The organism is Leclercia sp. W6, assembly GCF_003336345.1.
Taxonomy (GTDB): domain Bacteria; phylum Pseudomonadota; class Gammaproteobacteria; order Enterobacterales; family Enterobacteriaceae; genus Enterobacter.
This window is the reverse complement of the sequence record NZ_CP031104.1, coordinates 2,873,285-2,898,217: the sequence shown is the minus strand read 5'-3', so window position 1 is coordinate 2,898,217 and position 24,933 is coordinate 2,873,285. Positions and strand designations below refer to the sequence as shown.

The 24,933-nt window shown below is 56.3% G+C and carries 22 protein-coding genes and 1 riboswitch; of the genes, 13 read left to right on the top strand and 9 right to left on the bottom strand.

From position 1 onward, the window contains the following. Positions 1-5: 5 nt before the first annotated feature. The 4 genes from thiQ to sgrR form a co-directional block, all read right to left on the bottom strand. Positions 6-701: a thiamine ABC transporter ATP-binding protein ThiQ gene (gene thiQ / locus DVA43_RS14165; protein ID WP_103823230.1), complete on the bottom strand. Its 696-nt coding sequence runs from the start codon at positions 699-701 to the stop codon at positions 6-8. Next, positions 685-2,295, bottom strand: a complete 1,611-nt coding sequence (gene thiP, locus DVA43_RS14160) for a thiamine/thiamine pyrophosphate ABC transporter permease ThiP (protein WP_103823231.1) — start codon at positions 2,293-2,295, stop codon at positions 685-687. Before thiP ends, thiQ begins: the two co-directional genes overlap by 17 nt. Further along, positions 2,271-3,254, bottom strand: coding sequence for a thiamine ABC transporter substrate binding subunit (thiB, locus tag DVA43_RS14155; protein WP_114317147.1), 984 nt, complete (start codon positions 3,252-3,254; stop codon positions 2,271-2,273). Before thiB ends, thiP begins: the two co-directional genes overlap by 25 nt. Positions 3,255-3,288: 34 nt before the next feature. Beyond that, positions 3,289-3,388, bottom strand: a riboswitch (TPP riboswitch). Positions 3,389-3,424: 36 nt separating this feature from the next. Beyond that, positions 3,425-5,080 (bottom strand): HTH-type transcriptional regulator SgrR, encoded by a 1,656-nt coding sequence (sgrR, locus tag DVA43_RS14150; protein WP_114315905.1) that lies wholly within the window; start codon positions 5,078-5,080, stop codon positions 3,425-3,427. Between the two features lie 87 nt (positions 5,081-5,167). Between sgrR and sgrT the strand changes: the two genes are divergently transcribed. Both sgrT and DVA43_RS14140 read left to right on the top strand, forming a co-directional pair. Then, positions 5,168-5,320, top strand: a complete 153-nt coding sequence (sgrT, locus tag DVA43_RS14145; RefSeq protein WP_103178252.1) for a glucose uptake inhibitor SgrT — start codon at positions 5,168-5,170, stop codon at positions 5,318-5,320. Between the two features lie 102 nt (positions 5,321-5,422). Next, complete coding sequence (locus tag DVA43_RS14140; protein WP_114315904.1) at positions 5,423-6,601, top strand: sugar efflux transporter; 1,179 nt, start codon at positions 5,423-5,425, stop codon at positions 6,599-6,601. Between the two features lie 55 nt (positions 6,602-6,656). Here DVA43_RS14140 and leuD read toward each other — a convergent pair whose 3' ends face one another. The 5 genes from leuD to leuL form a co-directional block, all read right to left on the bottom strand. After that, positions 6,657-7,262 (bottom strand): 3-isopropylmalate dehydratase small subunit, encoded by a 606-nt coding sequence (gene leuD / locus DVA43_RS14135; protein ID WP_114315903.1) that lies wholly within the window; start codon positions 7,260-7,262, stop codon positions 6,657-6,659. Between the two features lie 10 nt (positions 7,263-7,272). Further along, the gene (leuC, locus tag DVA43_RS14130; protein WP_114315902.1) at positions 7,273-8,673 is read right to left on the bottom strand and encodes a 3-isopropylmalate dehydratase large subunit; all 1,401 of its coding nucleotides are present in this window, start codon (positions 8,671-8,673) and stop codon (positions 7,273-7,275) included. A 2-nt stretch (positions 8,674-8,675) separates the two neighbouring features. Next, on the bottom strand, positions 8,676-9,767 hold the full coding sequence (gene leuB, locus DVA43_RS14125) for a 3-isopropylmalate dehydrogenase (protein ID WP_103823237.1): 1,092 nt from the start codon (positions 9,765-9,767) through the stop codon (positions 8,676-8,678). Beyond that, the gene (gene leuA / locus DVA43_RS14120; protein WP_103823238.1) at positions 9,767-11,338 is read right to left on the bottom strand and encodes a 2-isopropylmalate synthase; all 1,572 of its coding nucleotides are present in this window, start codon (positions 11,336-11,338) and stop codon (positions 9,767-9,769) included. Before leuA ends, leuB begins: the two co-directional genes overlap by 1 nt. A 93-nt stretch (positions 11,339-11,431) precedes the next feature. After that, on the bottom strand, positions 11,432-11,518 hold the full coding sequence (leuL, locus tag DVA43_RS25355; protein ID WP_114315901.1) for a leu operon leader peptide: 87 nt from the start codon (positions 11,516-11,518) through the stop codon (positions 11,432-11,434). Between the two features lie 633 nt (positions 11,519-12,151). On the opposite strand from leuL, the gene leuO reads away from it, so the two are divergent. The 11 genes from leuO to mraY all read left to right on the top strand — a co-directional run bounded on the left by leuO (position 12,152) and on the right by mraY (position 24,932). After that, positions 12,152-13,096 carry a transcriptional regulator LeuO gene (leuO, locus tag DVA43_RS14110; RefSeq protein ID WP_139157125.1) on the top strand — a complete coding sequence of 315 codons (945 nt, stop codon included), beginning with the start codon at positions 12,152-12,154 and terminating at the stop codon, positions 13,094-13,096. Positions 13,097-13,481: 385 nt separating this feature from the next. After that, on the top strand, positions 13,482-15,206 hold the full coding sequence (gene ilvI, locus DVA43_RS14105; protein ID WP_103823240.1) for an acetolactate synthase 3 large subunit: 1,725 nt from the start codon (positions 13,482-13,484) through the stop codon (positions 15,204-15,206). Then, the gene (ilvN, locus tag DVA43_RS14100; RefSeq protein ID WP_032616525.1) at positions 15,206-15,697 is read left to right on the top strand and encodes an acetolactate synthase small subunit; all 492 of its coding nucleotides are present in this window, start codon (positions 15,206-15,208) and stop codon (positions 15,695-15,697) included. The genes ilvI and ilvN overlap by 1 nt, the downstream gene beginning before the upstream one ends. A gap of 179 nt (positions 15,698-15,876) precedes the next feature. Further along, on the top strand, positions 15,877-16,881 hold the full coding sequence (gene cra, locus DVA43_RS14095) for a catabolite repressor/activator (protein WP_103823241.1): 1,005 nt from the start codon (positions 15,877-15,879) through the stop codon (positions 16,879-16,881). Positions 16,882-17,480: 599 nt separating this feature from the next. Further along, positions 17,481-17,939: a division/cell wall cluster transcriptional repressor MraZ gene (mraZ, locus tag DVA43_RS14090; protein WP_103178262.1), complete on the top strand. Its 459-nt coding sequence runs from the start codon at positions 17,481-17,483 to the stop codon at positions 17,937-17,939. A 2-nt stretch (positions 17,940-17,941) separates the two neighbouring features. Next, positions 17,942-18,883, top strand: coding sequence for a 16S rRNA (cytosine(1402)-N(4))-methyltransferase RsmH (rsmH, locus tag DVA43_RS14085; RefSeq protein ID WP_114315900.1), 942 nt, complete (start codon positions 17,942-17,944; stop codon positions 18,881-18,883). Further along, a complete protein-coding gene (gene ftsL, locus DVA43_RS14080; RefSeq protein WP_103178264.1) occupies positions 18,880-19,245 on the top strand; it encodes a cell division protein FtsL in 366 nt (121 codons plus the stop codon). Before rsmH ends, ftsL begins: the two co-directional genes overlap by 4 nt. A 15-nt stretch (positions 19,246-19,260) precedes the next feature. After that, positions 19,261-21,027 carry a peptidoglycan glycosyltransferase FtsI gene (locus DVA43_RS14075; protein ID WP_114315899.1) on the top strand — a complete coding sequence of 589 codons (1,767 nt, stop codon included), beginning with the start codon at positions 19,261-19,263 and terminating at the stop codon, positions 21,025-21,027. Beyond that, entirely contained in the window at positions 21,014-22,501 is a 1,488-nt protein-coding gene (murE, locus tag DVA43_RS14070; protein WP_114315898.1) for a UDP-N-acetylmuramoyl-L-alanyl-D-glutamate--2,6-diaminopimelate ligase, read from the top strand. Before DVA43_RS14075 ends, murE begins: the two co-directional genes overlap by 14 nt. After that, on the top strand, positions 22,498-23,856 hold the full coding sequence (gene murF / locus DVA43_RS14065; RefSeq protein ID WP_114315897.1) for a UDP-N-acetylmuramoyl-tripeptide--D-alanyl-D-alanine ligase: 1,359 nt from the start codon (positions 22,498-22,500) through the stop codon (positions 23,854-23,856). Before murE ends, murF begins: the two co-directional genes overlap by 4 nt. Further along, entirely contained in the window at positions 23,850-24,932 is a 1,083-nt protein-coding gene (gene mraY, locus DVA43_RS14060; protein ID WP_103823246.1) for a phospho-N-acetylmuramoyl-pentapeptide-transferase, read from the top strand. Before murF ends, mraY begins: the two co-directional genes overlap by 7 nt. The last annotated feature ends 1 nt before the right edge of the window (position 24,933 follow it).

Below are 24,933 nucleotides of genomic sequence, written 5' to 3'. Positions count from 1 at the left end.
CGGCGTCAGTGGATCCCCAGCAGGCGCGACGCGCTCGCGTTTCCGCTTGCCAGCTGTTCCGTATCGCCATCCCAGGCGATACGGCCATCGGCAATCACCACCGACCGGGGGGCGATTCTGAGCGCATCTTCCACGCTGTGCGACACCATCAGCATCGTCAGGTTCTGACGTTCACATACCTCTTTAACCAACAGCAACATCTCCTGACGTAAGGCGGGATCGAGAGCCGAAAAGGGCTCGTCCAGCAGCAGGACAGGCTGTTCACGCACCAGACAGCGCGCCAGCGCGACGCGCTGGCGCTGACCGCCCGACAGTTCACCCGGCAGGCGTTCCAGCAGATCGCCGATCCCCATCTGCAGCGCGATGTCGCTTAGCTTCTGCTGTTGCACAGCATTCAGTCTGAGACCGGGATGCATGCCCAGACCAATGTTCTGGCGCACGTTGAGGTGCGTGAAGAGATTGTTTTCCTGAAACAGCATCGACACCGGGCGCGCAGCAGGCGGCGTACGGGTGTGATCGTGACCGTTAAGGGTGATGCTGCCGTTGGCCGGTTGCAGAAAACCGGCGATCAGATTGAGAAGGGTGCTTTTCCCGGCGCCGCTGGGGCCGAGCACGGCGATAAGTTCGCCCCGGCGCACGGACAAGGTGAAGCGCATCGGCAGGTGCTGATAAAGCCAGGTTACATCAGTCAGTTTTAACATCACGCCCCGGTAGTTTTTCGATAACGGTAAATAACGCAAAGCAGAGCAGCAGCAGCAGCAGCGCCGTGACGGCCCCGTCCTGGCTGCGATACGAGCCGATCTGCTGATAGAGCCAGAACGGCAGGGTGCGGAAATCATCATTGCCAAACAGCGCCACCACCCCGAAATCGCCAATCGACAGTACGCAGGCAAAGGCCAGGGCCTGGGCCAGCGGGCGCTTCAGGGCGCGCAGTTCCACCACCTTCAGCCGCTGCCAGCCGTGCATTCCCAGCGAGTCGCAAAGCAGGGTATAGCGGGCGCTGAGGTCGCGCATCGGATTTTCCAGCACTTTCAGTGCATACGGAATGGCCATCAGGGCGTTGGTGAAGATGACAATGCCGTCGGCCGATTCGGGCAGGCCAACGGTGCTGTTGAAGAGCAGGAAAAAGCCGCTCGCCAGCACGATGCCGGGCATCGCCAGGATCAGCATGCCGCTGAGATCCAGCGCCTGCGCGGCCACCGTCGCCTGCCGGGCATAGAGTTCCCGACTGCTCCACAGCAACATCATGGTCAGCAGGACGCAGAGCAGCCCGGCTCCCAGCGCAATGCGCAGCGAAGTGCCCAGCGCCTGCCACAGCACCGGCTGTTGCAGCACCGACAGCAAATTCAGGTTCAGACCATCGACCACCACCGCCAGCAGCGGCGGGATCAACAGCAGCAGCGCCAGGGTAATAAGCAGGCCATCGGTCAGGCGGCTGCGCAGGCTATCCTGGGGATCGCGCCAGCCGGCAAGCTGGCTGGTGCCGACGGGGATAGCTTTCCCCAGCCGCTGGCTCAGCATCACCAACCCCAGGCAGCAGACCATCTGCACCATCGCCAGCAGGGCTGCCCGGCCCGGATCGTAGTCGTAGCTCAGGGCCTGATAGATGGCGAGCTCGATGGTGGTGGCCTGCGGCCCGCCGCCGAGCGAGAGCACGGTGGCGAAGCTGGCAAAGCAGAGCATAAAGATCAGCGCGGCGACGGGAGGGATCTGGCGGCGCAGCCACGGCCACTCGACGAAGCGGAAAAATGACCCGCCACGCATCCCGAGCTGGGCGGCAAGCTGGCGCTGTTCGCCGGGGATATTCTCCAGCGCCTGTAAAAGCAGGCGCGTGGCCATCGGCATGTTGAAAAAGACGTGCGCCAGCAGGATCCCCTGCAGGCCATAGGGCGAGAAGCTCCACTCCAGCCCGAGCGCCTGGAATAGCGCAGCCAGCCAGCCCTGACGCCCGTAAACGCTGAGAATGCCAAATACCGCCACCAGCACCGGCAGGATCAGGGTCATGGCGCACAGGCGCAGCAGCGCCTGCCTGCCCGGGAAGCGACGCCGGTAGAGCGCGCGGGCAAGAAATATCGCGGGCACGACGGAGAGCAGGGCGGAGAGAAACGCCTGCCAGAACGAGAAGCGGATGACGTGCCACAGATAGCTGTCGTGCAGCAGCGCCGCGACGTCGGTGGCTGGCGCGTTAAACCACAGCGCCAGAAATGCGCCCAGGGCGACCGCCACCATCAGCGTGGCGGCCAGCAGCCCCGGCAGCAACCAGCCGGCGATTAATGGCTGACGGCGCGTTGCCATTCATTGATCCATGCTGCACGTTTCCCGGCCACTTCCTGCGGGGTAAATTCCAGCGTGGTTTGCGGTTTCACCAGGGTGTCAAAACCTGCCGGTAACGTCACATTGGTGACCGGGTACATCCAGTTGCCGGTCGGGATGGTGTTCTGGAACGACGGCGAGACCATAAATTTCAGGAACTTCTCAGCCAGCTCCGGCTGTTTGCTGGCTGCGGTCCGGGCGGCGACCTCAACCTGCAGATAGTGACCTTCAGCAAAGTCAGCGGCGGCGTAGTTCTCTTTTTTCTCGGCAATGATGTGGTACGCCGGGGAGGTGGTGTAGCTCAGCACCAGATCGCTCTCCCCTTTCAGGAACAGGCCATAGGCTTCGCTCCAGCCTTTGGTCACGGTGACCGTTTTGGCGGCCAGTTTCTGCCAGGCTTCCGGGGTCTTGTCGCCGTAGACCTTTTGCATCCACAGCAGCAGACCCAGCCCCGGGGTGCTGGTGCGCGGATCTTCGTAGATCACACGCCATTTCTGGTCGCTTTCAACCAGCTCTTTCAGGCTCTTTGGCGGATTTTTCAGCTTGTTTTTGTCGTAGACGAAGGCGAAATAGCCGTAATCGAAAGGCACAAAGGTGTCGTTCTTCCAGCCGCCTGGGACGTTAACCGCATCGGTCGGCACGCCGCTTTTAGCGAACAACCCGGTCTGGGTGGCCGCTTCCAGCAGATTGTTATCCAGCCCCAGCACCACGTCGGCTTTGCTGTTTTTGCCTTCCATGCGCAGGCGGTTCAGCAGCGAGACGCCATCCTCCAGCGCCACGAACTTCAGCTCGCACTTGCAGTCGGCTTCAAAGGCTTTTTTGACCGCCGGGCCCGGGCCCCAGTCGGCAGCGAAAGAGTCGTAGGTGTAGACCGTCAGGACAGGACTGGCCACGGCAGGCAGCGCAACCAGCGCCAACAGGGGAAGAACAGTTTTGAACACTTTGCACCTCATTGTTTGAGAGTGGCAAAGGATTTTGAGCAACAGCCTCAAATCCCTTCGCCGGCGTTATCCGGATCAGGTTCGACGGGTATTTTCTCAGCACACGCTTTCGCGCAGCACCCCGTTGAGAACGGCGGTATTGTAATGATTTGGTGAATATTACGAAAGTGTTATGGTTCCGGCGGCGCAAACCACGCCGATTTAAAATCAAACCATCCCAGCGTATTCATGCGCAAGCCGCGCATACTGCGCTGGCCCTGGATCATCAGCCAGTGGTGGATCAGCGGGACGATCGCCTGCTGGGCAAGCAACTGCTGGCACCAGACCGCAAGATTCATCTCACCCGCGCGCCACTCGGCGGCGTCCTGTTGCCAGTCGCGCTCAATACAGTTTTGCAGAAGCGGCACCTCATAGAGATGTGAGAACAGCGAGAAATCCAGCGGCAGGGTGAAGTTGACGCTGTTGAGCCAGATGTCGCTCACGATCTCGCCGCGATGCCACTCCTCATAGCTGACCTCCTGAATGTTCAGCGTCACCTGCTCGGCGGCGAGCAGCTCGCTCATCATTCTGGCGATCACCCGATGTTCGATATGTTCGCGGTAGAAGGTCAGGGTGAGGCTCTCCAGCCCGGCCGGTTTATCGCCGCGTCCCGGGCGGGCGTGGTGCCAGCGCGGCAGCAGGCCATACGCCGGGAACCAGTAGGACTGATACACTTCCTCAGCCTGGTAGATCAGGTTCGCCGGGGAGAGGATCCGGCTTACCCACTGGCGCACCTCTGCGCTGGCCCCGCGGTGGGAGCGGGCGTCAAACAGCAGATAGTAACAGCCCTCTTCAAGCCGACTTTCCACCGCCTTTTCCCCCTCGGTTGGCCCTTCCAGGGTCAGACCGACGCTCAGCTCTTCGTTGATATCCGGTAACACCCAGACGTTCACCTCGTCAATCAGCGCCCGGTAGCCGAAGTAATCGTCGAAGGCGCGGATCTTCAGCTGGTTATTGTTATTACGGGAAACGGCGTACGGCCCGGTACCTACCGGCAGGCTGGCAAAGTTGTGCATCGTTTCCCATTCGCGCGGCAGGATCATCGACGGCACATACCCCAGCAGCCACGGCAACCAGCGGTCGGGCTGCGTAAGCTGAATATCCAGCGTCCAGGCGGTGGGTGACTGGACCTGGCTGATGTGTGAATAGAGGGGCAATTCGCGGGCGCGCTGCAGCGAGGCGATAACATCAACCATCTCCAGCTCGCGGCCATGATGGAAATGGATGCCAGGCCGCAAGAAAAAGCGCCAGTGCAACGGGGAAAGTTGCTGCCAGTGGTGGGCAATGTCAGCTTCCAGTTCCCCATTTTCCTCATTTATGCGCGTCAGCCCGCTGAAGATCTGGCGCGCCATGTGGGTTTCGGAGCGCCGTAATGCGCTGCCCGGCAACAGGTTTTTCATCGGGCGATAATAGAGTACCCGCAGGATGTGCTTGCCCTGGCGGAAGCTGCGTCCGAGGTGGGAAACCAGCATCTGACGCACCGCGGCTTTATCGCCGACCAGTTGCACCAGCTGCTCGATGCGGTCCTGCTCCAGCAGATCCTCCGCCCGCTGCTGCTGAAGCGCAAGGCCGGTATACAAAAAGGTGAGACGTGAGCGCTTGCCGCGCCCGGCCTCCGCTTCCCAGCTCAGCCAGCCCTGCTGCTGCATGGTGTTAAGCAGGGTACGCATATGGCGGCGCGAACAGTTGAGCAAGTCGGCCAGTTCGCTGAGCGTGGTTTCCCGGGTCTGGCCGTCACAGCACTGCCACAGGCGGATAAATTGTTGTTGCAGACGACCAGAGGGCATAAAAGAGGAACTCCTGACAAAAAATCAGCAATTTATTAATCCCTATATTAAGCCAATAATTCACTTCGATGAAGCGAGGAGGTAAATATGAAGAGGTCTGCCACAAATCAGTTTTACCAACAGTACTTCTCAGCGACAAAGGGAGTGTCCTGGCTGGCCCGCCGGTGTGCAGAGCAGCGGCTGAAAATACTGGAAGAGCTGATGCAGTGGGAGGTGACAACGTCGACCTCGGAACGCTGAATTGCTTCGATCATGTGTGACTGAGTATTGGTGCGAATCACCACGCCAGCAGGTATCATCTGCTGGCTTTTTTCGTTTTCTCGTGCGCTAAAGGAACAGTGAATGCTTTGGTTAATGACGATGGGACGCCGTCTAAACGGTGTGTATGCCGCTTTTTTGATAGTGGCTTTTATGATGGGCGTCGCCGGTGCGCTGCAGGCCCCGACCCTGAGTCTGTTCCTGAGCCGCGAGGTGGGCGCCCAACCGTTCTGGGTGGGGCTGTTCTATACCGTCAACGCCGTCGCCGGGATCCTGGTCAGCCTGGGGCTGGCGAAGCGTTCGGACAGCCAGGGCGATCGCCGCAAGCTGATCCTCTTTTGCTGCGCGATGGCGATTGGCAACGCGCTGCTGTTTGCCTTTAACCGCCACTACCTGACCTTATTAACCTGCGGTGTGCTGTTGGCCTCAATTGCCAACACCGCCATGCCGCAGCTGTTTGCTCTGGCGCGGGAATATGCCGACAGCTCTGCGCGTGAGGTGGTGATGTTCAGCTCGGTGATGCGTGCGCAGCTTTCGCTGGCGTGGGTCATCGGCCCGCCGCTGGCATTTATGCTGGCGCTTAACTACGGCTTTACCACCATGTTCTCTATTGCGGCGGCCATTTTTGCCATCAGCCTGGCGCTGATCGCCTTCGCGCTGCCTTCTGTGGCCAGGGTGGAATCGGCGACCGCTGTTCCGGTGACGGAGGTAAGCGGCTGGAAAGACAAAAATGTCCGCAGGCTGTTTATCGCGTCCACGCTAATGTGGACCTGTAACACCATGTATATCATCGACATGCCGTTGTGGATCAGCAGCGATCTAGGGCTGCCAGACAAGCTGGCCGGGATCTTAATGGGGACTGCCGCCGGGCTGGAGATCCCGGCAATGATCCTTGCAGGTTATTACGTCAAACACGTCGGTAAACGGCGGATGATGGTGATCGCGGTGGCGGCGGGTGTGCTCTTTTATCTGGGCCTGATCCTCTTTCACAGCCGCGAGGCCTTGCTTGGCCTGCAACTCTTTAACGCGATCTTTATTGGCATCATCGCCGGGATTGGCATGCTCTGGTTCCAGGATCTGATGCCGGGCAGGGCGGGGTCGGCAACCACGCTGTTTACCAACAGCATCTCTACCGGCGTGATTCTGGCGGGGGTGATTCAGGGCGCGCTGGCGCAAAGCTACGGCCACTCTGTGGTTTACATGGTTATAGCAGGGATTTCGCTGGTGACGCTGGTGCTCACCTGGCGGGTAAAAGATGTCTGAATAAAAAAGAGTCCATTGACTGTGCAATGGACTCTCTAGCGTGAGGGCTAAGCGATTAGCCCATAAAGGCTGGCTGCTTACTCTCGTAGGCAGCGATGGCCTCTTCGTGTTGCAGGGTCAGTCCGATGCTGTCCAGACCGTTAATCATGCAGTGACGGCGGAACGCGTCGATATTAAAGCTGTAGGTTTTATCCCCGGCTTTTACGACCTGCGCTTCCAGATCCACTTCAAAGGTCATGCCCGGGTTGCCCTGCACCAGCGTAAACAGTTCGTCGACCTGTTCATCACTCAACGTGACCGGCAGCAGCTGGTTGTTGAAGCTGTTGCCATAGAAGATGTCGGCAAAGCTTGGGGCAATCACTACCTTAAAACCGTAATCGGTCAGCGCCCATGGCGCATGCTCGCGCGATGAGCCACAGCCGAAGTTTTCCCGCGCCAGCAGGATAGATGCGCCTTTGTACTCAGGAAAGTTCAGTACGAACTCCGGATTTGGCACTTCGCCTTTGTCGTCCAGAAAACGCCAGTCGTTAAACAGGTGCGCGCCAAAACCGGTGCGGGTTACCTTCTGCAAAAACTGCTTTGGAATGATGGCGTCGGTATCGACGTTAGCCGCGTCCAGAGGGACCACCAGGCCAGTATGTTGGGTAAATTTTTCTGCCATGATGGTCTCCTTATTTCAGGCTGCGAATATCGGCGAAGTGGCCGGTCACTGCGGCTGCCGCGGCCATCGCCGGGCTGACCAGATGCGTGCGCCCACCGCGCCCCTGACGACCTTCAAAGTTACGGTTGCTGGTGGAAGCGCAGCGCTCGCCCGGGTTCAGGCGGTCGTTGTTCATCGCCAGACACATGGAGCAACCCGGCAGACGCCACTCAAAGCCTGCTTCAATGAAAATCTTATCCAGACCTTCGGCTTCCGCCTGGGCTTTGACCGGGCCGGAGCCTGGGACCACTAGCGCCTGTACGCCCGGCGCCACTTTACGGCCTTTCGCCACTTCTGCCGCGGCGCGCAGATCTTCGATGCGCGAGTTGGTGCAGGAGCCAATAAACACTTTATCAATGCTCACGTCGGTCAGCGGTACGCCCGGCTTCAGCCCCATATAGGCCAGCGCTTTCTCTGCGCTGGCGCGCTCAACCGGATCGGCGAACGAGGCCGGATCGGGAACGCTGTCGTTAACGGAGATGACCTGCCCCGGATTAGTGCCCCAGGTGACCTGCGGCGCAATCGCTTCGGCCTGCAGGGTGACCACGGTGTCGAATACCGCACCCTCGTCGGTTTTCAGGGTTTTCCAGTACGCGACCGCGTCGTCAAAATCCTGGCCTTTCGGCGCGTGCAAACGCCCCTGCACATAGTTGAAGGTCGTTTCGTCAGGCGCAACCAGACCGGCTTTCGCACCCATTTCAATCGCCATGTTGCACAAGGTCATACGGCCTTCCATGCTCAGGGCCTGGATTGCGCTGCCGCAGAACTCCACCACATGTCCGGTGCCGCCTGCGCTACCGGTTTTACCGATGATTGCCAGCACGATGTCTTTGGCAGTGATGCCCGGTGCGGCCTCGCCGGTGACCTCAATTTTCATGGTCTTCGCACGACCCTGTTTCAGGGTCTGGGTCGCCAGCACATGTTCCACTTCGGAGGTGCCGATACCGAAGGCCAGGGCACCGAATGCGCCGTGGGTCGCGGTATGGGAGTCGCCGCAAACGATGGTCATGCCCGGCAGGGTGATACCTTGCTCAGGGCCCATCACGTGGACGATGCCCTGATACGGGTGGTTCAGATCGTACAGCTCAACGCCAAACTCGTTGCAGTTCTTGATCAGCTCCTGCATCTGAATGCGCGCCATCTCACCGGAGGCGTTGATGTCTTTAGTCTGGGTTGAAACGTTATGGTCCATCGTGGCGAAGGTTTTGCCCGGCTGACGCACCGGACGCTTGTGCGCGCGCAGGCCATCGAACGCCTGCGGCGAGGTCACTTCGTGCACCAGATGGCGATCGATATAGAGCAGCGGGGTTTCGTTCTGCGCTTCATAGACCACGTGAGCATCATAAATTTTTTCGTACAACGTCTTCGCCATGATTACACCCCTTCAGCGACATAGCGGGCAATGATATCGCCCATTTCTTCAGTACTGACCGCCGCGTTGCCGCGGGCTAAATCGCCGGTGCGCACACCCTCTTCCAGGGCGCGGTTGATGGCGTTTTCGATCGCGGTAGCCGCCTCGTTAGCATCCAGGCTGTAGCGCAAAAGCAGCGCCAGAGAGAGGATCTGCGCGATCGGATTGGCGATGTTTTTACCCGCGATATCCGGTGCGGATCCGCCAGCCGGTTCGTACAGACCAAAACCTTCTTCGTTCAGGCTGGCGGATGGCAGCATTCCCATGGAGCCGGTGATCATCGCGCACTCGTCAGAGAGAATGTCCCCGAACAGGTTGGAACAGAGCAGGACGTCAAACTGGGACGGATCTTTAATCAGCTGCATGGTGGCATTGTCGATGTACATATGCGCCAGCTGAACGTCCGGGTATTCCTGTGCAATCTCGTTAACGATTTCGCGCCACAGGATGGAGGATTGCAGCACGTTAGCTTTATCAATAGAGGTCACTTTATGGCCGCGTTTGCGGGCAGATTCGAACGCGATACGGGCGATACGCTCGATCTCAAAACGGTGATACACCTCGGTATCGAACGCTTTTTCGTGCTGACCGCTGCCTTCGCGGCCTTTCGGCTGACCAAAGTAGATGCCGCCGGTCAACTCACGGACGCACAGAATGTCGAAGCCGTTGGCGGCGATATCGGCGCGCAGCGGGCAAAACTCTTCCAGCCCCTGGTACAGTTTGGCGGGGCGCAGGTTGCTGAAGAGCTTGAAATGTTTACGCAGTGGCAGCAGCGCCCCGCGCTCTGGCTGCTCGGCCGGTGGCAGGTGTTCCCATTTCGGGCCACCTACAGATCCGAACAGAACCGCGTCGGCATTCTCACAGCCGGTCACGGTTGCCTGCGGCAACGGCGTACCGTGGTTATCGATCGCGATACCGCCCACATCGTAGTGGCTGGTGGTAATTTTCATCGCAAAACGGGTGCGAACAGCGTCCAGCACCTTCAGCGCCTGTGCCATAACTTCGGGACCAATTCCGTCGCCCGGTAACACAGCAATATGGTAATTCTTCGACATTACACGGTTTCCTTATTGTTCTCTTTATTCTGAGCTTTGCGTTGCAACTCTTTTTCTACTTCTGCGGCGCGCCAGATATTGTTCAGGACGTGAACCATGGCTTTGGCGGAGGATTCGACGATATCGGTCGCCAGGCCCACGCCGTGGAAGCGGCGGCCGTTATAGTTGACCACGATGTCTACCTGGCCCAGCGCGTTTTTGCCCTGGCCTTTCGCCGTCAGGTCATATTTGACCAGCTCAACGTCATATTCGGTGACGCGGTTAATGGCCTGGTAGATGGCATCGACCGGACCGTTGCCGTTGGCGGCTTCGGCTTTAACCTCTTCACCGCAGGCCAGCTTGACGGAGGCGGTCGCGATGTCGCTTGAACCCGACTGCACGCTGAAGTAGTCCAGACGGAAATGCTCTGGCTCTTCCTGCTGCTTGTTGATAAACGCCAGCGCTTCCAGGTCGTAGTCAAATACCTGGCCTTTTTTATCGGCCAGCTTCAGGAAGGCGTCGTACAGGTGATCCATGTTGTAGTCGGTCTCTTTATAGCCCATCTCTTCCATGCGGTGTTTAACCGCCGCACGCCCAGAGCGGGAGGTCAGGTTCAGCTGCACCTGATTCAGACCGATCGATTCCGGGGTCATGATTTCGTAGTTTTCGCGGTTCTTCAGCACGCCGTCCTGGTGAATACCGGAGGAGTGAGCGAAGGCGCCAGTGCCCACAATCGCTTTGTTCGCCGGGATCGGCATGTTGCAGATCTGGCTGACGGTCTGGCTGGTGCGCCAGATCTCCTGGTGATTGATGCGGGTATGCACATTCATGATGTCCTTGCGCACCTTGATCGCCATGATCACCTCTTCCAGCGAACAGTTGCCCGCGCGCTCACCGATACCGTTCATGGCACCTTCAACCTGACGCGCCCCAGCGTGGACCGCGGCAATGGCGTTACCCACCGCCAGGCCCAAATCGTCGTGGGTGTGAACGGAGATGATCGCTTTATCAATATTCGGTACACGTTCATACAGCCCGGTAATGATGTTGGAGAATTCGAATGGCATGGTGTAGCCGACGGTGTCCGGGATGTTGATGGTGGTGGCGCCGGCACGGATGGCCGCTTCAACGACACGGGCCAAATCTTCAATTGGTGTACGGCCTGCGTCCTCACAGGAGAACTCAACGTCGTCGGTATAATTGCGGGCGCGTTTCACCATATAGATGGAGCGCTCGATCACCTCATCCAGGGTGCTGCGCAGCTTGGTGGCGATATGCATCGGCGAGGTAGCAATAAAGGTGTGAATACGGAAGGCTTCGGCGACCTTCAGCGACTCCGCAGCCACGTCGATATCTTTCTCGACGCAGCGCGCCAGGGCGCACACACGGCTGTTTTTGACGGTGCGGGCGATGGTCTGAACAGATTCAAAATCACCCGGAGAAGAGACCGGGAAGCCCACTTCCATGACGTCTACGCCCATACGTTCAAGGGCCAGAGCAATCTGCAATTTCTCTTTAACGCTCAGGCTTGCCTGTAATGCTTGTTCACCGTCACGTAAGGTCGTATCGAAAATAATGACTTGCTGGCTCATGGGTTAGGTCCTTGTCTGAATTTGGGCGCCTTGCTACGAGCATAAAAAAACCCGCGCAGTGGCGCGGGTTTTTTGTCTTAACCAGAGAACGATTCAACGCTGAATTTCGCCCGCCAGTCTACCGCGCACAGTGGATGCGTTTAGTAGTAGTTGACCGGTGAAACGAATGCTGCGAATCATGAATCAGCTCCAGATAAATAAGATATGCTTTTAGTGGTACTGGATACGCGGATTGATGTCAACCCCTGCCAGGCGAAAACCCCCATTCACCCGCAAGACCCGGGTGGAAACAATTAGCTTATTGTGCTGGTTTTTCCCTTTTCTGCCATTTTCTTATTCTGAATTATGTGTGCGAATTTATCAGTTGAATCGTTTGCATATACTTTATTGCAATTGCTTAAAATCCAGGAACAATAAGTCATCATTTTGAATCCTTTAACTTTCATTAAGTTATCATGATAATTGCGTTGTTACAGGTTGTAAGGTGATTGGCCTGATAATGAATTGTTAAATAATTTAATTAAGTTGCTGTTAATATTTCATTAAAACTTAAATGAGCCTTAACGAGAAGCCATATTGTTTATTTGCGTGATCTATGGTTTCATTCGCAACATAAACTAATTAATATGTTTTATTGTTTTTTAAACATGTTTTCTTATCTTATGTCTGAGTCCTGTCACGGCTAGCGGGTATTTATATATTCCTAATTTGTAACATTTCTCTTTAGCTTGTTTTATATGCGTGATAAATCATATTTTCAAAATTTATTGTTACACACGAGGAAAGGAGTTCAGCGTGACAATGGAGCAGGATATGTGTGAAGAAAGTAGCGAAAAATCGCCTGTATCAGAGGGGGCAAAACCACAGCTCCGTACGGTGGACCTGAATCTTTTAACGGTTTTCGATGCGGTCATGCAGGAACAAAATATTACGCGTGCCGCCCAGTCGCTGGGAATGTCTCAGCCAGCTGTCAGCAATGCCGTTGCAAGACTCAAGGTTATGTTTAATGACGAATTATTCGTTCGTTATGGCCGTGGCATTCAGCCTACAGCCCGTGCCTATCAGCTGTTTGCATCGGTACGGCAGGCGCTTCAGCTTGTGCAGAATGAACTACCGGGTTCCGGGTTCGACTCGCGCAGCAGCGAGCGTGTTTTCCATCTGTGCGTTTGCAGCCCTCTGGATAATTATCTGACCTCACTTATTTACAATAAGGTGGAGGAAGTTGCACCCAATATTCAGCTGGTTTTTAAGTCATCCCTTAACCAGAATACGGAACATCAGCTGCGGTATCAGGAAACGGAGTTTGTTATTGGCTACGAAGAATTTCGTCGCCCCGAATTTTCTTGCGTACCGTTATTCAAGGATGAAATGGTACTGGTTACCAGCAAAACGCATCCGCGCCTTAATGGTATGCTGCAGGAGAGCGATATTTATCGCGAACAGCATGCGGTTGTTGCGCTCGATCGCTACGCCTCTTTTAGCCAGCCATGGTATGACACGCCAGATAAGCAGGCCTGTGTAGCTTATCAGGGGATGGCGATGGTCAGCGTATTAAATATCGTCTCGCAAACTCATCTGGTTGCCATCGCCCCGCGCTGGCTGGCTGAAGAGTTTGCCGAGCCGCTGAGCCTGCGGATTATGCCGTTGCCGCTGAACCTTAACTCACGCACCTGCTATCTCTCATGGCATGAAGCGGCCGGTCGCGATAAAGGTCATCAGTGGATGGAAGAGCTGTTGGTTAGCGTCTGCCGTCGATAAATGTGGTCAGGATAAATTTCAGTATTATTGTTATTTATCCTGACTTTTTTTTCGTTTCTGAAATTTTATTCTGTTGAGGATATTTTCACTGCCCTTTGCTGGCCGTAAAAATGCATGAATTACTGTGCCGCCACCATTTTAAATGATGAACGCTCACTCACCTTCGTTCTCGTAGTCGATTTATCCATAACAAATATTAATACCTCGTTTTTCTTCTTTTGTGATCCTGCGCCAGCCAGGGTTTGCTAATTGCCTGCCTTCCGGCGAGCGGTTATGGTAACTGTCACTCTGCACAATAAAAATCGCCAGGGGTAACCCTGACAAAAAAGACGGCGCAGTGCATATTTCTCCTGTCCGTCTGAAACGATAAGCCTGGAGGCAAATCATGGAGATGTTGTCTGGCGCCGAAATGGTCGTCCGATCGTTAATCGATCAGGGCGTGAAGCAAGTGTTCGGTTACCCTGGAGGCGCGGTCCTCGATATTTACGACGCACTACATACCGTTGGCGGTATCGATCACGTCCTGGTGCGTCATGAGCAAGCCGCCGTACATATGGCTGATGGACTGGCACGTGCGACAGGTGAAGTGGGGGTCGTGCTGGTGACATCGGGTCCTGGCGCGACGAACGCCATTACGGGGATCGCCACCGCCTATATGGATTCCATTCCGATGGTGGTGCTCTCCGGTCAGGTTGCAACCTCGCTGATTGGCTATGATGCCTTTCAGGAGTGCGACATGGTCGGCATCTCCCGTCCGGTGGTGAAACACAGTTTCCTGGTCAAGCAGACGGAAGATATTCCGGGTGTGCTGAAAAAGGCCTTCTGGCTGGCGGCCAGCGGGCGTCCGGGGCCGGTGGTGGTGGATCTTCCGAAAGATATTCTCAACCCGGCCAATAAATTGCCTTATGTCTGGCCGGAGTCGGTCAGCATGCGTTCGTATAACCCTACTACCCAGGGACATAAGGGGCAGATTAAGCGCGCCCTGCAAACCCTGATAGCGGCCAAAAAGCCGGTGGTCTATGTTGGCGGCGGGGCGGTGAACGCCCAGTGTGAAACGCAGCTGCGTGCGCTTATCGAAAAGCTGAACCTGCCGGTGGCCTCCTCATTAATGGGGCTCGGGGCGTTCCCGGCTTCCCATCGTCAGGCGCTCGGCATGCTCGGTATGCACGGCACGTACGAAGCCAATATGACGATGCACAACTCCGACGTTATTTTTGCCGTTGGGGTGCGCTTTGACGATCGTACCACCAACAACCTGGCGAAATATTGTCCTGATGCCACGGTGCTGCACATTGACATCGATCCCACCTCGATTTCCAAAACCGTGCCGGCGGATGTGCCAATTGTGGGCGATGCGCGTCAGGTGCTGGACCAAATGCTGGAGCTGCTGGCGCAGGAAAATTATGCCCAGCCGCTGGACGATATTCGTGACTGGTGGCTGCAGATTGAGCAGTGGCGTGCGCGTCAGTGCCTGAAATACGATACCCAAAGCGAGAACATCAAGCCGCAGGCGGTGATTGAAACTATCTGGCGTCTGACCAAAGGCGACGCTTACGTGACCTCGGACGTCGGCCAGCACCAGATGTTTGCCGCCCTTTATTACCCGTTTGATAAGCCACGTCGTTGGATCAACTCCGGCGGTCTGGGCACCATGGGCTTTGGCCTACCCGCCGCGCTGGGCGTAAAGCTGGCATTACCGGAAGAGACGGTGGTGTGCGTGACCGGCGATGGCAGTATCCAGATGAACATTCAGGAGCTCTCCACCGCGCTGCAGTACGAGCTGCCGGTGCTGGTGCTCAATCTGAATAACGGCTATCTGGGGATGGTGAAGCAGTGGCAGGATATGATCTATTCCGGTCGCCATTCGCAGTCCTATATGAATTCATTGCCGGATTTTGTTCGTCTGGCAGAGGCTTACGGCCACATTGGTATGCGTATCAGTCATCCGGCAGAGCTGGAAGCGAAGCTCAGTGAAGCCCTTGAGCACGTTAAAAATAACCGTCTGGTCTTTGTCGATGTGGTTGTGGATGGCACCGAGCATGTTTATCCGATGCATATTCGCGGCGGCGGTATGGATGAAATGTGGTTAAGCAAAACGGAGAGAACCTGATGCGCCGGATATTATCTGTATTACTGGAAAACGAGTCCGGTGCGCTGTCGCGCGTGATTGGGCTCTTTGCACAGCGTGGCTACAATATTGAAAGCCTGACGGTAGCGCCGACAGACGATCCCACGCTTTCCCGCATGACCATCCAGACGGTGGGCGATGCCAAGGTGCTGGAGCAGATCGAAAAGCAGCTGCACAAACTGGTGGATGTCTTACGCGTCAGCGAGCTGGGGCAGGGGGCCTACGTTGAACGTGAAATCATGCTGGTGAAAATTCAGGCCACCGGTTACGGACGTGAAGAGGTGAAACGCAATGCGGATATCTTCCGCGGGCAGATCATCGATGTCACACCGTCTATCTACACCGTTCAGCTTGCCGGCACCAGCGATAAGCTGGATGCTTTCCTCGCCTCGGTGCGGGATGTGGCAAAAATTGTTGAAGTGGCGCGTTCAGGCGTTGTGGGACTTTCTCGCGGCGACAAAGTGATGCGTTAAGGATAAAAAGTTCGCCTCTCTATTGCCCGGTGCGAGTAACCGGGCTTTTTTTTGCGCACCGATGCCGGTGTCGCGACAAAAGCGGTTGCCGCACAGACTATTCTGCGTTTAGATGTTACAAGATTTAGCCATAACCCTGACGAGGTCATGGACTCTTTTCTTTTTTTTAAGGGGTAATTGTGAAACTGGATGAAATCGCCAGGCTCGCCGGTGTGTCGCGAACGACGGCAAGCTATGTGATTAACGGTAAAGCGAAGCAGTATCGTGTCAGCGACAAGACCGTTGAGAAAGTCATGGCAGTGGTTCGTGAACATAACTACCATCCGAATGCTGTCGCAGCAGGTCTGCGTGCCGGACGTACCCGTTCGATCGGCCTGGTGATCCCGGATCTGGAGAACACCAGTTACACCCGGATCGCCAACTATCTTGAGCGTCAGGCGCGTCAGCGCGGCTATCAACTGTTGATCGCCTGCTCAGAAGATCAGCCCGATAACGAAATGCGTTGCATCGAGCATCTGCTCCAGCGCCAGGTCGATGCCATTATCGTTTCAACCTCGTTACCTCCGGAGCATCCTTTCTATCAGCGTTGGGCTAATGATTCCTTCCCGATTGTCGCCCTCGACCGTGCATTAGATCGCGAACATTTCACCAGCGTGGTGGGTGCCGATCAGGACGATGCTGAAATGCTGGCGGCAGAGCTGCGTACCTTCCCGGCGGAAAATGTCCTCTACCTGGGGGCGTTGCCGGAACTCTCCGTGAGCTTCCTGCGCGAGCAGGGTTTCCGCACCGCCTGGAAAGACGATCCCCGTAAAGTGGATTTCCTCTATGCCAACAGTTACGAGCGCGAAGCCTCGGCGCAGCTATTCGAGAAGTGGCTGGAAACCCATCCGATGCCGCAGGCGCTGTTCACCACCTCTTTTGCCCTGTTGCAAGGAGTGATGGACGTGACGCTGCGCCGCGAAGGTAAGCTGCCGTCCGATCTGGCGATTGCGACCTTTGGCGATCACGAACTGCTCGATTTCCTGCAGTGCCCGGTGCTGGCAGTCGCCCAGCGTCATCGTGACGTGGCAGAACGGGTGCTGGAGATTGTGCTGGCGAGTCTCGATGAGCCGCGTAAGCCTAAACCGGGGCTGACGCGCATCCGTCGTAACCTCTATCGTCGCGGCATATTGAGCCGGTCATAAGAGATACAGGGCAGTGGAAACTGCCCTGTATTTATTGCTATTAATCCGCTCAGGAATGCCCTTATTCTTTTTAAGATAATTCTATAAAAAACATCGCCTCACAGCCTTTTTATTTCACTTTGCTATTTAAAACTTCTTTTCATGTTTATTTAAAAGCCATTAGTGACATTATTTGTATTATTTTGTTACACAACCGATCATCATTGCTAAATTATCAACCATTTTTGCCCCCTGAATTTTCCGCCATCCGCTTATCAGCGTTCGACGCGGCGGCAGCGTTGAATCTGGCGCTGTTCACCCCTGACTATATGGCTTAAAATGCCGCCCGCGTCGCAAACTGACACTTTATATTTGGTTGCGACGAGATGAGTGATTTTTAACGCTGCTCTGCATATTCAAGTTTTTTCTCACAAATATTCATCACGTTAATTTTGCCTCGCCAGTTGTACGGTTAATAGCCTGATTAACTTCCGTTCGTAAATCAGTAACATTTAGACTGATGTCGCGGAAGTCCTGGCTTGACAAGCTTTTCCATCGCTCCGTAAACTCCCTTAAGTGGGAATTTGTGGGTAAAAGTGGTGAGGAGGGGTGAGACTGGCATGTTCCGTGGAGCGACGTTAGTCAATCTCGACAGCAAAGGGCGTTTGTCGGTACCAACCCGATATCGCGACCAGCTGAACGAGAGCGCTTCTGGTCAAATGGTCTGCACCATTGACATCAACCACGCCTGCCTGTTGCTTTACCCCTTGCCTGAATGGGAAATCATTGAGCAAAAGCTGTCTCGACTGTCGAGCATGAACCCGCAGGAACGCCGCGTGCAGCGGCTGTTATTGGGTCATGCCAGTGAATGTCAGATGGATAGCGCGGGGCGTTTATTGATTGCGCCAGTGCTGCGGCAGCATGCGGGTCTGACAAAAGAAGTGATGCTGGTCGGACAGTTCAATAAGTTTGAACTGTGGGATGAAACGGCCTGGTATCAACGGGTCAAGGAAGATATCGACGCTGAGCAGTCTGATTCCGCGACATTGTCGGAACGATTGCAGGATTTGTCTCTATAAATATGATGGAAAATTATAAACATACGACGGTGCTACTGGATGAGGCCGTCAATGGCCTGAATATTCGTCCTGATGGCATCTATATTGATGGCACTTTTGGCCGGGGTGGCCACTCACGTTTAATCCTCTCCCAACTGGGCGCGGAAGGCCGTTTGCTGGCGATCGATCGCGATCCGCAGGCGATTGCGGTAGCAAAAGCCATTGATGATCCACGCTTTTCTATTGTTCATGGTCCTTTCTCTGCGCTGGCTGATTACGTCAGCGAGCGCGATTTAACCGGCAAGATCGACGGCATTCTTCTCGATCTTGGCGTCTCCTCACCGCAGCTTGATGACGCTGAACGTGGCTTCTCCTTTATGCGCGACGGTCCGCTGGATATGCGTATGGATCCGACGCGCGGCCAGTCCGCCGCCGAGTGGCTGCAAACGGCTGATGAAGCGGATATCGCCTGGGTGATCAAAACCTTTGGCGAAGAGCGTTTTGGCAAGCGTATCGCGCGCGCCATCGTTGAGCGCAACCGCATTGAGCCGATGACCCGCACCAAAGAGCTGGCAGAAGTCATTGCGGCGGCAACGCCGGTGAAGGATAAGTACAAACATCCCGCTACCCGTACTTTCCAGGCGATTCGCATCTGGGTGAACAGCGAGCTCGAGGAGATTGAGCAGGCGCTGAAAAGTTCGCTTGGCGTACTCGCGCCGGGTGGTCGCCTGTCGATTATCAGCTTCCACTCGCTGGAAGATCGCATCGTGAAGCGTTTTATGCGCGAGCAAAGCCGCGGTCCGCAGGTTCCGGCCGGTTTACCGATGACGGAAGAGCAGCTCAAAAAGCTGGGTGGCCGTCATCTGCGCGCATTGGGCAAGTTAATGCCGGGCGAGGCAGAAGTGGAAGAGAATCCACGCGCCCGTAGTTCAGTGCTGCGTATTGCAGAAAGGACGAGTGCATGATCGGCAAAGTGGCAGGCACCTTAAGCAAGGTCAAAGAGACGTTAGGCAGCAACGAGCGTCATGCGTTGCCGGGCGTCATCTGGGACGATCTGTTGCGTTTCGGCAAGCTGCCACTGTGCCTGTTTATTTGCATCATTGTGTCGGCGGTCACCGTGGTGACCACCGCTCACCATACCCGTTTGTTAACGGCGCAGCGCGAACAGCTGGTGCTGGAGCGTGATGCGCTGGATATCGAGTGGCGAAATCTGATCCTCGAAGAAAATGCGCTCGGCGATCACAGCCGGGTTGAACGGATCGCAACGGAAAAGCTGCAGATGCAGCATGTGGATCCTTCTCAGGAAAATATCGTTGTACAAAAATAAGGGAAAATGCGACGCATGAAATCCGCGGCGAAGGCGCTAAAACCAAAACGTCAGGAAGAACAGGCCAGCTTTATCAGCTGGCGTTTTGCGTTGCTGTGCGGCTGCATTTTACTGGCGCTGGGTTTCCTGCTGGGTCGTGTGGCGTGGCTGCAAATCATTGCCCCCGACATGCTGGTGCGTCAGGGCGATATGCGTTCTCTGCGCGTTCAGGAAGTTTCCACCTCGCGTGGGCTGATCACCGACCGTTCCGGTCGTCCGCTGGCGGTTAGCGTGCCGGTGAAAGCGATCTGGGCGGATCCGAAAGAGCTGCATGATGCTGGCGGGATCTCCCTGGATAACCGCTGGAAGGCGCTCTCTGATGCGCTGAAAATGCCGCTCGATCAGCTGGCTGCTCGCGTCAATGCTAACCCGAAAGGGCGCTTTATCTATCTGGCGCGTCAGGTAAACCCTGACATGGCCGACTACATCAAAAAGCTGAAGCTGCCCGGCATTCACCTGCGTGAAGAGTCGCGTCGCTACTACCCGTCCGGGGAAGTGACCGCCCACCTGATTGGCTTTACCAACGTCGACAGTCAGGGGATTGAAGGCGTTGAGAAGAGTTTCGATAAGTGGCTGACCGGTCAGCCGGGCGAGCGCGTGGTGCGTAAAGACCGCTATGGTCGCGTGATTGAAGATATCTCTTCAACCGACAGCCAGGCGGCGCACAACCTGGCGTTGAGTATTGACGAGCGTTTACAGGCGCTGGTCTACCGTGAGTTGAATAACGCCGTTGCCTTTAACAAAGCGGAATCCGGCAGCGCCGTGCTGGTGGATGTCAGCACCGGTGAAGTGCTGGCGATGGCCAACAGCCCCTCCTACAACCCGAACAATTTTACCGGCACGGCCAAAGACGCCATGCGTAACCGTGCCATCACCGACGTCTTCGAGCCGGGTTCAACGGTGAAACCGATGGTGGTGATGACCGCTCTGCAGCGCGGCATCGTCAATGAAAACACCGTGTTGAATACCGTGCCTTACCGCATCAACGGTCACGAGATTAAAGACGTGGCGCGTTACAGCGAATTGACCCTCACCGGGGTTTTACAGAAGTCGAGTAACGTTGGCGTTTCTAAGCTGGCGTTAGCGATGCCGTCCTCAGCGTTGGTAGAAACTTACTCACGTTTTGGGCTGGGAAAGGCGACCAATTTGGGGTTGGTCGGAGAACGCAGTGGCTTATATCCTCAAAAACAACGGTGGTCTGACATAGAGAGGGCCACCTTCTCTTTCGGCTACGGGCTAATGGTAACGCCGTTACAGTTGGCGCGTGTCTATGCAACGATTGGCAGCTATGGCGTCTATCGCCCGCTCTCAATTACCAAAGTTGATCCCCCGGTTCCCGGTGAGCGTATCTTCCCGGAATCGATCGTCCGTACCGTCGTTCACATGATGGAAAGCGTGGCGCTGCCCGGCGGCGGCGGCGTGAAGGCGGCGATCAAAGGCTATCGCATCGCGATCAAAACCGGTACGGCGAAAAAAGTCGGGCCAGATGGCCGCTACATCAATAAATACATTGCATATACCGCAGGCGTTGCGCCTGCGAGTAATCCGCGTTTTGCGCTGGTGGTCGTCATCAACGATCCACAAGCGGGTAAATACTACGGTGGCGCCGTTTCCGCGCCGGTCTTCGGTGCCATCATGGGCGGCGTACTGCGCACCATGAACATCGAGCCGGATGCGCTGGCAACGGGCGAGAAAAGTGAATTTGTAATTAATCAAGGCGAGGGAACAGGTGGCAGATCGTAATTTGCGCGACCTTCTTGCTCCGTGGGTAACAGGCTTACCTGCGAGAGAACTGCGAGAGATGGTACTCGACAGCCGTGTGGCTGCCTCGGGCGATCTTTTTGTGGCAGTCGTAGGTCATCAGGCGGACGGGCGTCGGTATATCCCGCAGGCGATAGCGCAAGGTGTTGCTGCCATTATTGCTGAGGCAAAAGATGAGGCCACTGACGGTGAAGTCCGTGAAATGCATGGCGTGCCGGTCATCTATCTCAGCCAGCTGAATGAACGTCTCTCTGCGCTGGCGGGACGTTTTTATAACGAACCCTCAGACCGGTTGCGTCTGGTTGGCGTAACCGGCACCAACGGTAAAACCACCACCACGCAGCTGATGGCGCAGTGGGCGCAACTGCTGGGTGAAACCAGCGCGGTGATGGGTACCGTGGGTAATGGCCTGCTGGGCAAAGTGAACCCAACGGAAAATACCACCGGCTCTGCCGTTGACGTACAGCACGTGCTCGCCGGTCTGGCAGGGCAGGGCGCGACCTTCGCGGCGATGGAAGTCTCTTCTCACGGGCTGGTACAGCACCGTGTCGCGGCGCTGAAATTTGCCGCCTCTGTGTTCACTAACCTGAGCCGGGATCACCTTGATTACCATGGCGACATGGAAAACTACGAAGCGGCGAAATGGCAGCTTTATGCCACGCATCACTGCGGTCAGGCGATCATTAACGCCGATGACGAAGTAGGTCGCCGCTGGCTGGCTAAACTGCCGGATGCCGTTGCGGTCTCCATGGCCGATCATATTAATCCGAACTGCCATGGCCGCTGGCTGAAGGCCACCGACGTGACCTATCACGATAGCGGTGCGACCATTCGCTTTGCTTCGAGCTGGGGTGAAGGGGAAATCGAGAGCCGCCTGATGGGGGCATTCAACGTCAGCAACCTGCTGCTGGCTCTCGCGACCCTGCTGGCGCTGGGTTATCCGCTGGCGGAACTGCTCCGTACCTCCGCGCGCCTGCAGCCGGTTTGCGGCCGCATGGAAGTCTTCACCGCCCCAGGCAAACCGACGGTGGTGGTGGATTATGCCCACACGCCGGATGCGCTGGAGAAAGCGCTGGAAGCCGCGCGCCTGCACTGTGCCGGTAAACTGTGGTGCGTTTTTGGCTGCGGCGGCGATCGTGATAAAGGCAAACGTCCGCTGATGGGTGCCATTGCTGAACAGTTCGCTGATATCGCGATCGTGACCGATGACAACCCGCGCACCGAAGAGCCGCGCGCCATCATCAACGACATTCTGGCCGGTATGCTGGATGCGGGCCGTGCCCGCGTGGTGGAAGGCCGCGCAGAAGCGGTGACCAACGCCATCATGCAGGCTAACGAGAACGATGTGGTCCTGCTGGCCGGTAAAGGCCACGAAGATTATCAGATTGTCGGCACCAACCGTCTGGATTACTCCGACCGTGTAACCGCGGCGCGTCTGCTGGGAGTAGTGGCATGATCAGCGTAACGCTAAGCCAGCTTGCGACGATCCTGCGCGCAGACGTCAGCGGCGATGAGATGAGTTTCGATGCGGTGACCACCGACACGCGTAAAATCACCCCCGGCTGCCTGTTTGTGGCGCTTAAGGGTGAGCGTTTCGATGCACACGATTTTGCTGAACAGGCGAAAGCCGCCGGAGCAGGTGCGCTGCTGGTAAGCCGTAAACTGGATATCGACCTGCCGCAGGCGGTGGTAAAAGATACCCGTCTGGCGTTTGGTGAACTGGCGGCATGGGTTCGCCAGCAGGTTCCGACGCGCGTTGTGGCGCTGACCGGCTCCTCTGGTAAAACGTCCGTCAAAGAGATGACGGCCGCCATCCTCACCCAGTGTGGCAATACTCTCTATACCGCAGGCAATCTGAACAACGATATTGGCGTACCGATGACGCTGCTGCGTCTGACCCGCGAGCATGAGTTTGCGGTAATCGAACTGGGGGCCAATCACCAGGGTGAAATCGCCTGGACCGTTAGCCTGACGCAACCGGAAGCGGCGCTGGTAAATAACCTGGCGGCGGCACATCTGGAAGGCTTCGGCTCGCTCGAAGGCGTGGCAAAAGCGAAGGGCGAGATCTACACCGGCCTGCCAGCCAACGGTATCGCCATTATGAATGCCGATAATAACGACTGGCTGAACTGGCAAAGCGTTATCGGGGATCGCAAAACCTGGCGCTTCTCGCCTAATGCTGCGAACAGCGACTTCACCGCCAACAACATTCATGTGACCTCTCACGGCACCGAATTTACGTTGCAGACCCCAACGGGGAATGTGGACGTACTGTTGCCGCTGCCGGGCCGCCACAACATCGCCAATGCTCTGGCGGCGAGTGCGCTGGCGATGGCCATCGGCGCGCCGCTGTCTGCTATCAAAAGCGGGCTGGCAAACCTCAAAGCTGTTCCCGGACGCCTGTTCCCGATCCCGCTGGCGGAAAACAAACTGCTGCTGGATGACTCCTACAACGCCAACGTCGGCTCCATGACCGCTGCGGTACAGGTGCTGTCTGAGATGCCAGGCTATCGCGTGATGGTGGTTGGCGATATGGCCGAGCTGGGCGATGAGAGCGAAGCCTGCCACCAGCAAGTGGGCGAGGCGGCAAAAGCCTCCGGTATCGATCGCGTATTAAGCGCCGGTCACCTCAGTAAATTTATCAGCCAGGCCAGCGGCGTCGGTGAGCACTTTGCCGATAAAGCGGCGTTGATCGCTCGCCTTAAGGCACTGGTTGCAGAACAACAAATTGTGACAGTTTTAGTGAAAGGTTCACGCAGTGCTGCCATGGAAGAGGTTGTGCACGCTTTACAGGAGAATGGGACATGTTAGTTTGGCTGGCCGAGCATTTGGTCAAATATTATTCCGGCTTTAACGTCTTTTCCTATCTGACGTTTCGCGCCATCGTCAGCCTGCTGACTGCGCTGTTCATCTCATTGTGGATGGGTCCGCGCATGATTGCCCGTCTGCAAAAACTCTCTTTCGGCCAGGTAGTACGTAACGACGGTCCGGAATCACACTTCAGTAAACGCGGTACGCCGACCATGGGCGGCATTATGATCCTCACCGCGATTGTGGTGTCGGTGCTGCTGTGGGCTTACCCGTCAAACCCGTACGTCTGGTGCGTGTTGGTGGTGCTGATCGGGTACGGAATTATCGGTTTTGTCGATGACTACCGCAAAGTGGTACGTAAAGACACCAAAGGTCTTATCGCCCGCTGGAAGTATTTCTGGATGTCGGTCATTGCCCTGGGCGTGGCTTTCGCGCTCTATCTTGCGGGCAAAGACACCCCGGCCACCGAGCTGGTAGTGCCGTTCTTTAAAGATGTGATGCCGCAGCTGGGGCTGTTCTACATCCTGCTGGCCTACTTTGTGATTGTCGGTACCGGCAACGCGGTAAACCTGACTGACGGCCTGGATGGCCTGGCCATTATGCCAACGGTCTTCGTCGCGGCGGGCTTTGCCTTAGTGGCCTGGGCGAGCGGCAACATGAACTTCGCCAGCTATCTGCATATTCCTTATCTGCGTCACGCCGGTGAACTGGTGATCGTCTGCACGGCGATTGTCGGCGCAGGTTTAGGCTTCCTGTGGTTCAACACCTACCCGGCGCAGGTCTTTATGGGCGACGTGGGTTCGCTGGCACTGGGCGGCGCGCTGGGCATTATTGCCGTGCTGCTGCGCCAGGAGTTCCTGCTGGTGATCATGGGCGGTGTGTTCGTGGTTGAAACCCTGTCGGTGATCCTGCAGGTAGGCTCCTTCAAGCTGCGCGGTCAGCGCATCTTCCGGATGGCACCTATCCATCACCACTATGAACTGAAAGGCTGGCCGGAACCGCGCGTCATCGTGCGCTTCTGGATTATTTCGCTGATGCTGGTGCTGATTGGCCTGGCAACGCTGAAGGTACGTTAAT

What these genes read in the sequence shown, in the direction of transcription:
- leuB (WP_103823237.1), bottom strand. Translation starts at nt 9,767, where the DNA reads ATGTCGAAGAATTACCATATTGCTGTGTTACCGGGCGACGGAATTGGT.
- thiQ (WP_103823230.1), bottom strand. Translation starts at nt 701, where the DNA reads ATGTTAAAACTGACTGATGTAACCTGGCTTTATCAGCACCTGCCGATG.
- leuD (WP_114315903.1), bottom strand. Translation starts at nt 7,262, where the DNA reads ATGGCAGAAAAATTTACCCAACATACTGGCCTGGTGGTCCCTCTGGAC.
- DVA43_RS14075 (WP_114315899.1), top strand. Translation starts at nt 19,261, where the DNA reads ATGAAATCCGCGGCGAAGGCGCTAAAACCAAAACGTCAGGAAGAACAG.
- ilvN (WP_032616525.1), top strand. Translation starts at nt 15,206, where the DNA reads ATGCGCCGGATATTATCTGTATTACTGGAAAACGAGTCCGGTGCGCTG.
- leuO (WP_139157125.1), top strand. Translation starts at nt 12,152, where the DNA reads ATGTGTGAAGAAAGTAGCGAAAAATCGCCTGTATCAGAGGGGGCAAAA.
- rsmH (WP_114315900.1), top strand. Translation starts at nt 17,942, where the DNA reads ATGATGGAAAATTATAAACATACGACGGTGCTACTGGATGAGGCCGTC.
- ilvI (WP_103823240.1), top strand. Translation starts at nt 13,482, where the DNA reads ATGGAGATGTTGTCTGGCGCCGAAATGGTCGTCCGATCGTTAATCGAT.
- mraY (WP_103823246.1), top strand. Translation starts at nt 23,850, where the DNA reads ATGTTAGTTTGGCTGGCCGAGCATTTGGTCAAATATTATTCCGGCTTT.
- murF (WP_114315897.1), top strand. Translation starts at nt 22,498, where the DNA reads ATGATCAGCGTAACGCTAAGCCAGCTTGCGACGATCCTGCGCGCAGAC.
- leuA (WP_103823238.1), bottom strand. Translation starts at nt 11,338, where the DNA reads ATGAGCCAGCAAGTCATTATTTTCGATACGACCTTACGTGACGGTGAA.
- ftsL (WP_103178264.1), top strand. Translation starts at nt 18,880, where the DNA reads ATGATCGGCAAAGTGGCAGGCACCTTAAGCAAGGTCAAAGAGACGTTA.
- thiP (WP_103823231.1), bottom strand. Translation starts at nt 2,295, where the DNA reads ATGGCAACGCGCCGTCAGCCATTAATCGCCGGCTGGTTGCTGCCGGGG.
- DVA43_RS14140 (WP_114315904.1), top strand. Translation starts at nt 5,423, where the DNA reads ATGCTTTGGTTAATGACGATGGGACGCCGTCTAAACGGTGTGTATGCC.
- sgrR (WP_114315905.1), bottom strand. Translation starts at nt 5,080, where the DNA reads ATGCCCTCTGGTCGTCTGCAACAACAATTTATCCGCCTGTGGCAGTGC.
- leuC (WP_114315902.1), bottom strand. Translation starts at nt 8,673, where the DNA reads ATGGCGAAGACGTTGTACGAAAAAATTTATGATGCTCACGTGGTCTAT.
- mraZ (WP_103178262.1), top strand. Translation starts at nt 17,481, where the DNA reads ATGTTCCGTGGAGCGACGTTAGTCAATCTCGACAGCAAAGGGCGTTTG.
- sgrT (WP_103178252.1), top strand. Translation starts at nt 5,168, where the DNA reads ATGAAGAGGTCTGCCACAAATCAGTTTTACCAACAGTACTTCTCAGCG.
- leuL (WP_114315901.1), bottom strand. Translation starts at nt 11,518, where the DNA reads ATGATTCGCAGCATTCGTTTCACCGGTCAACTACTACTAAACGCATCC.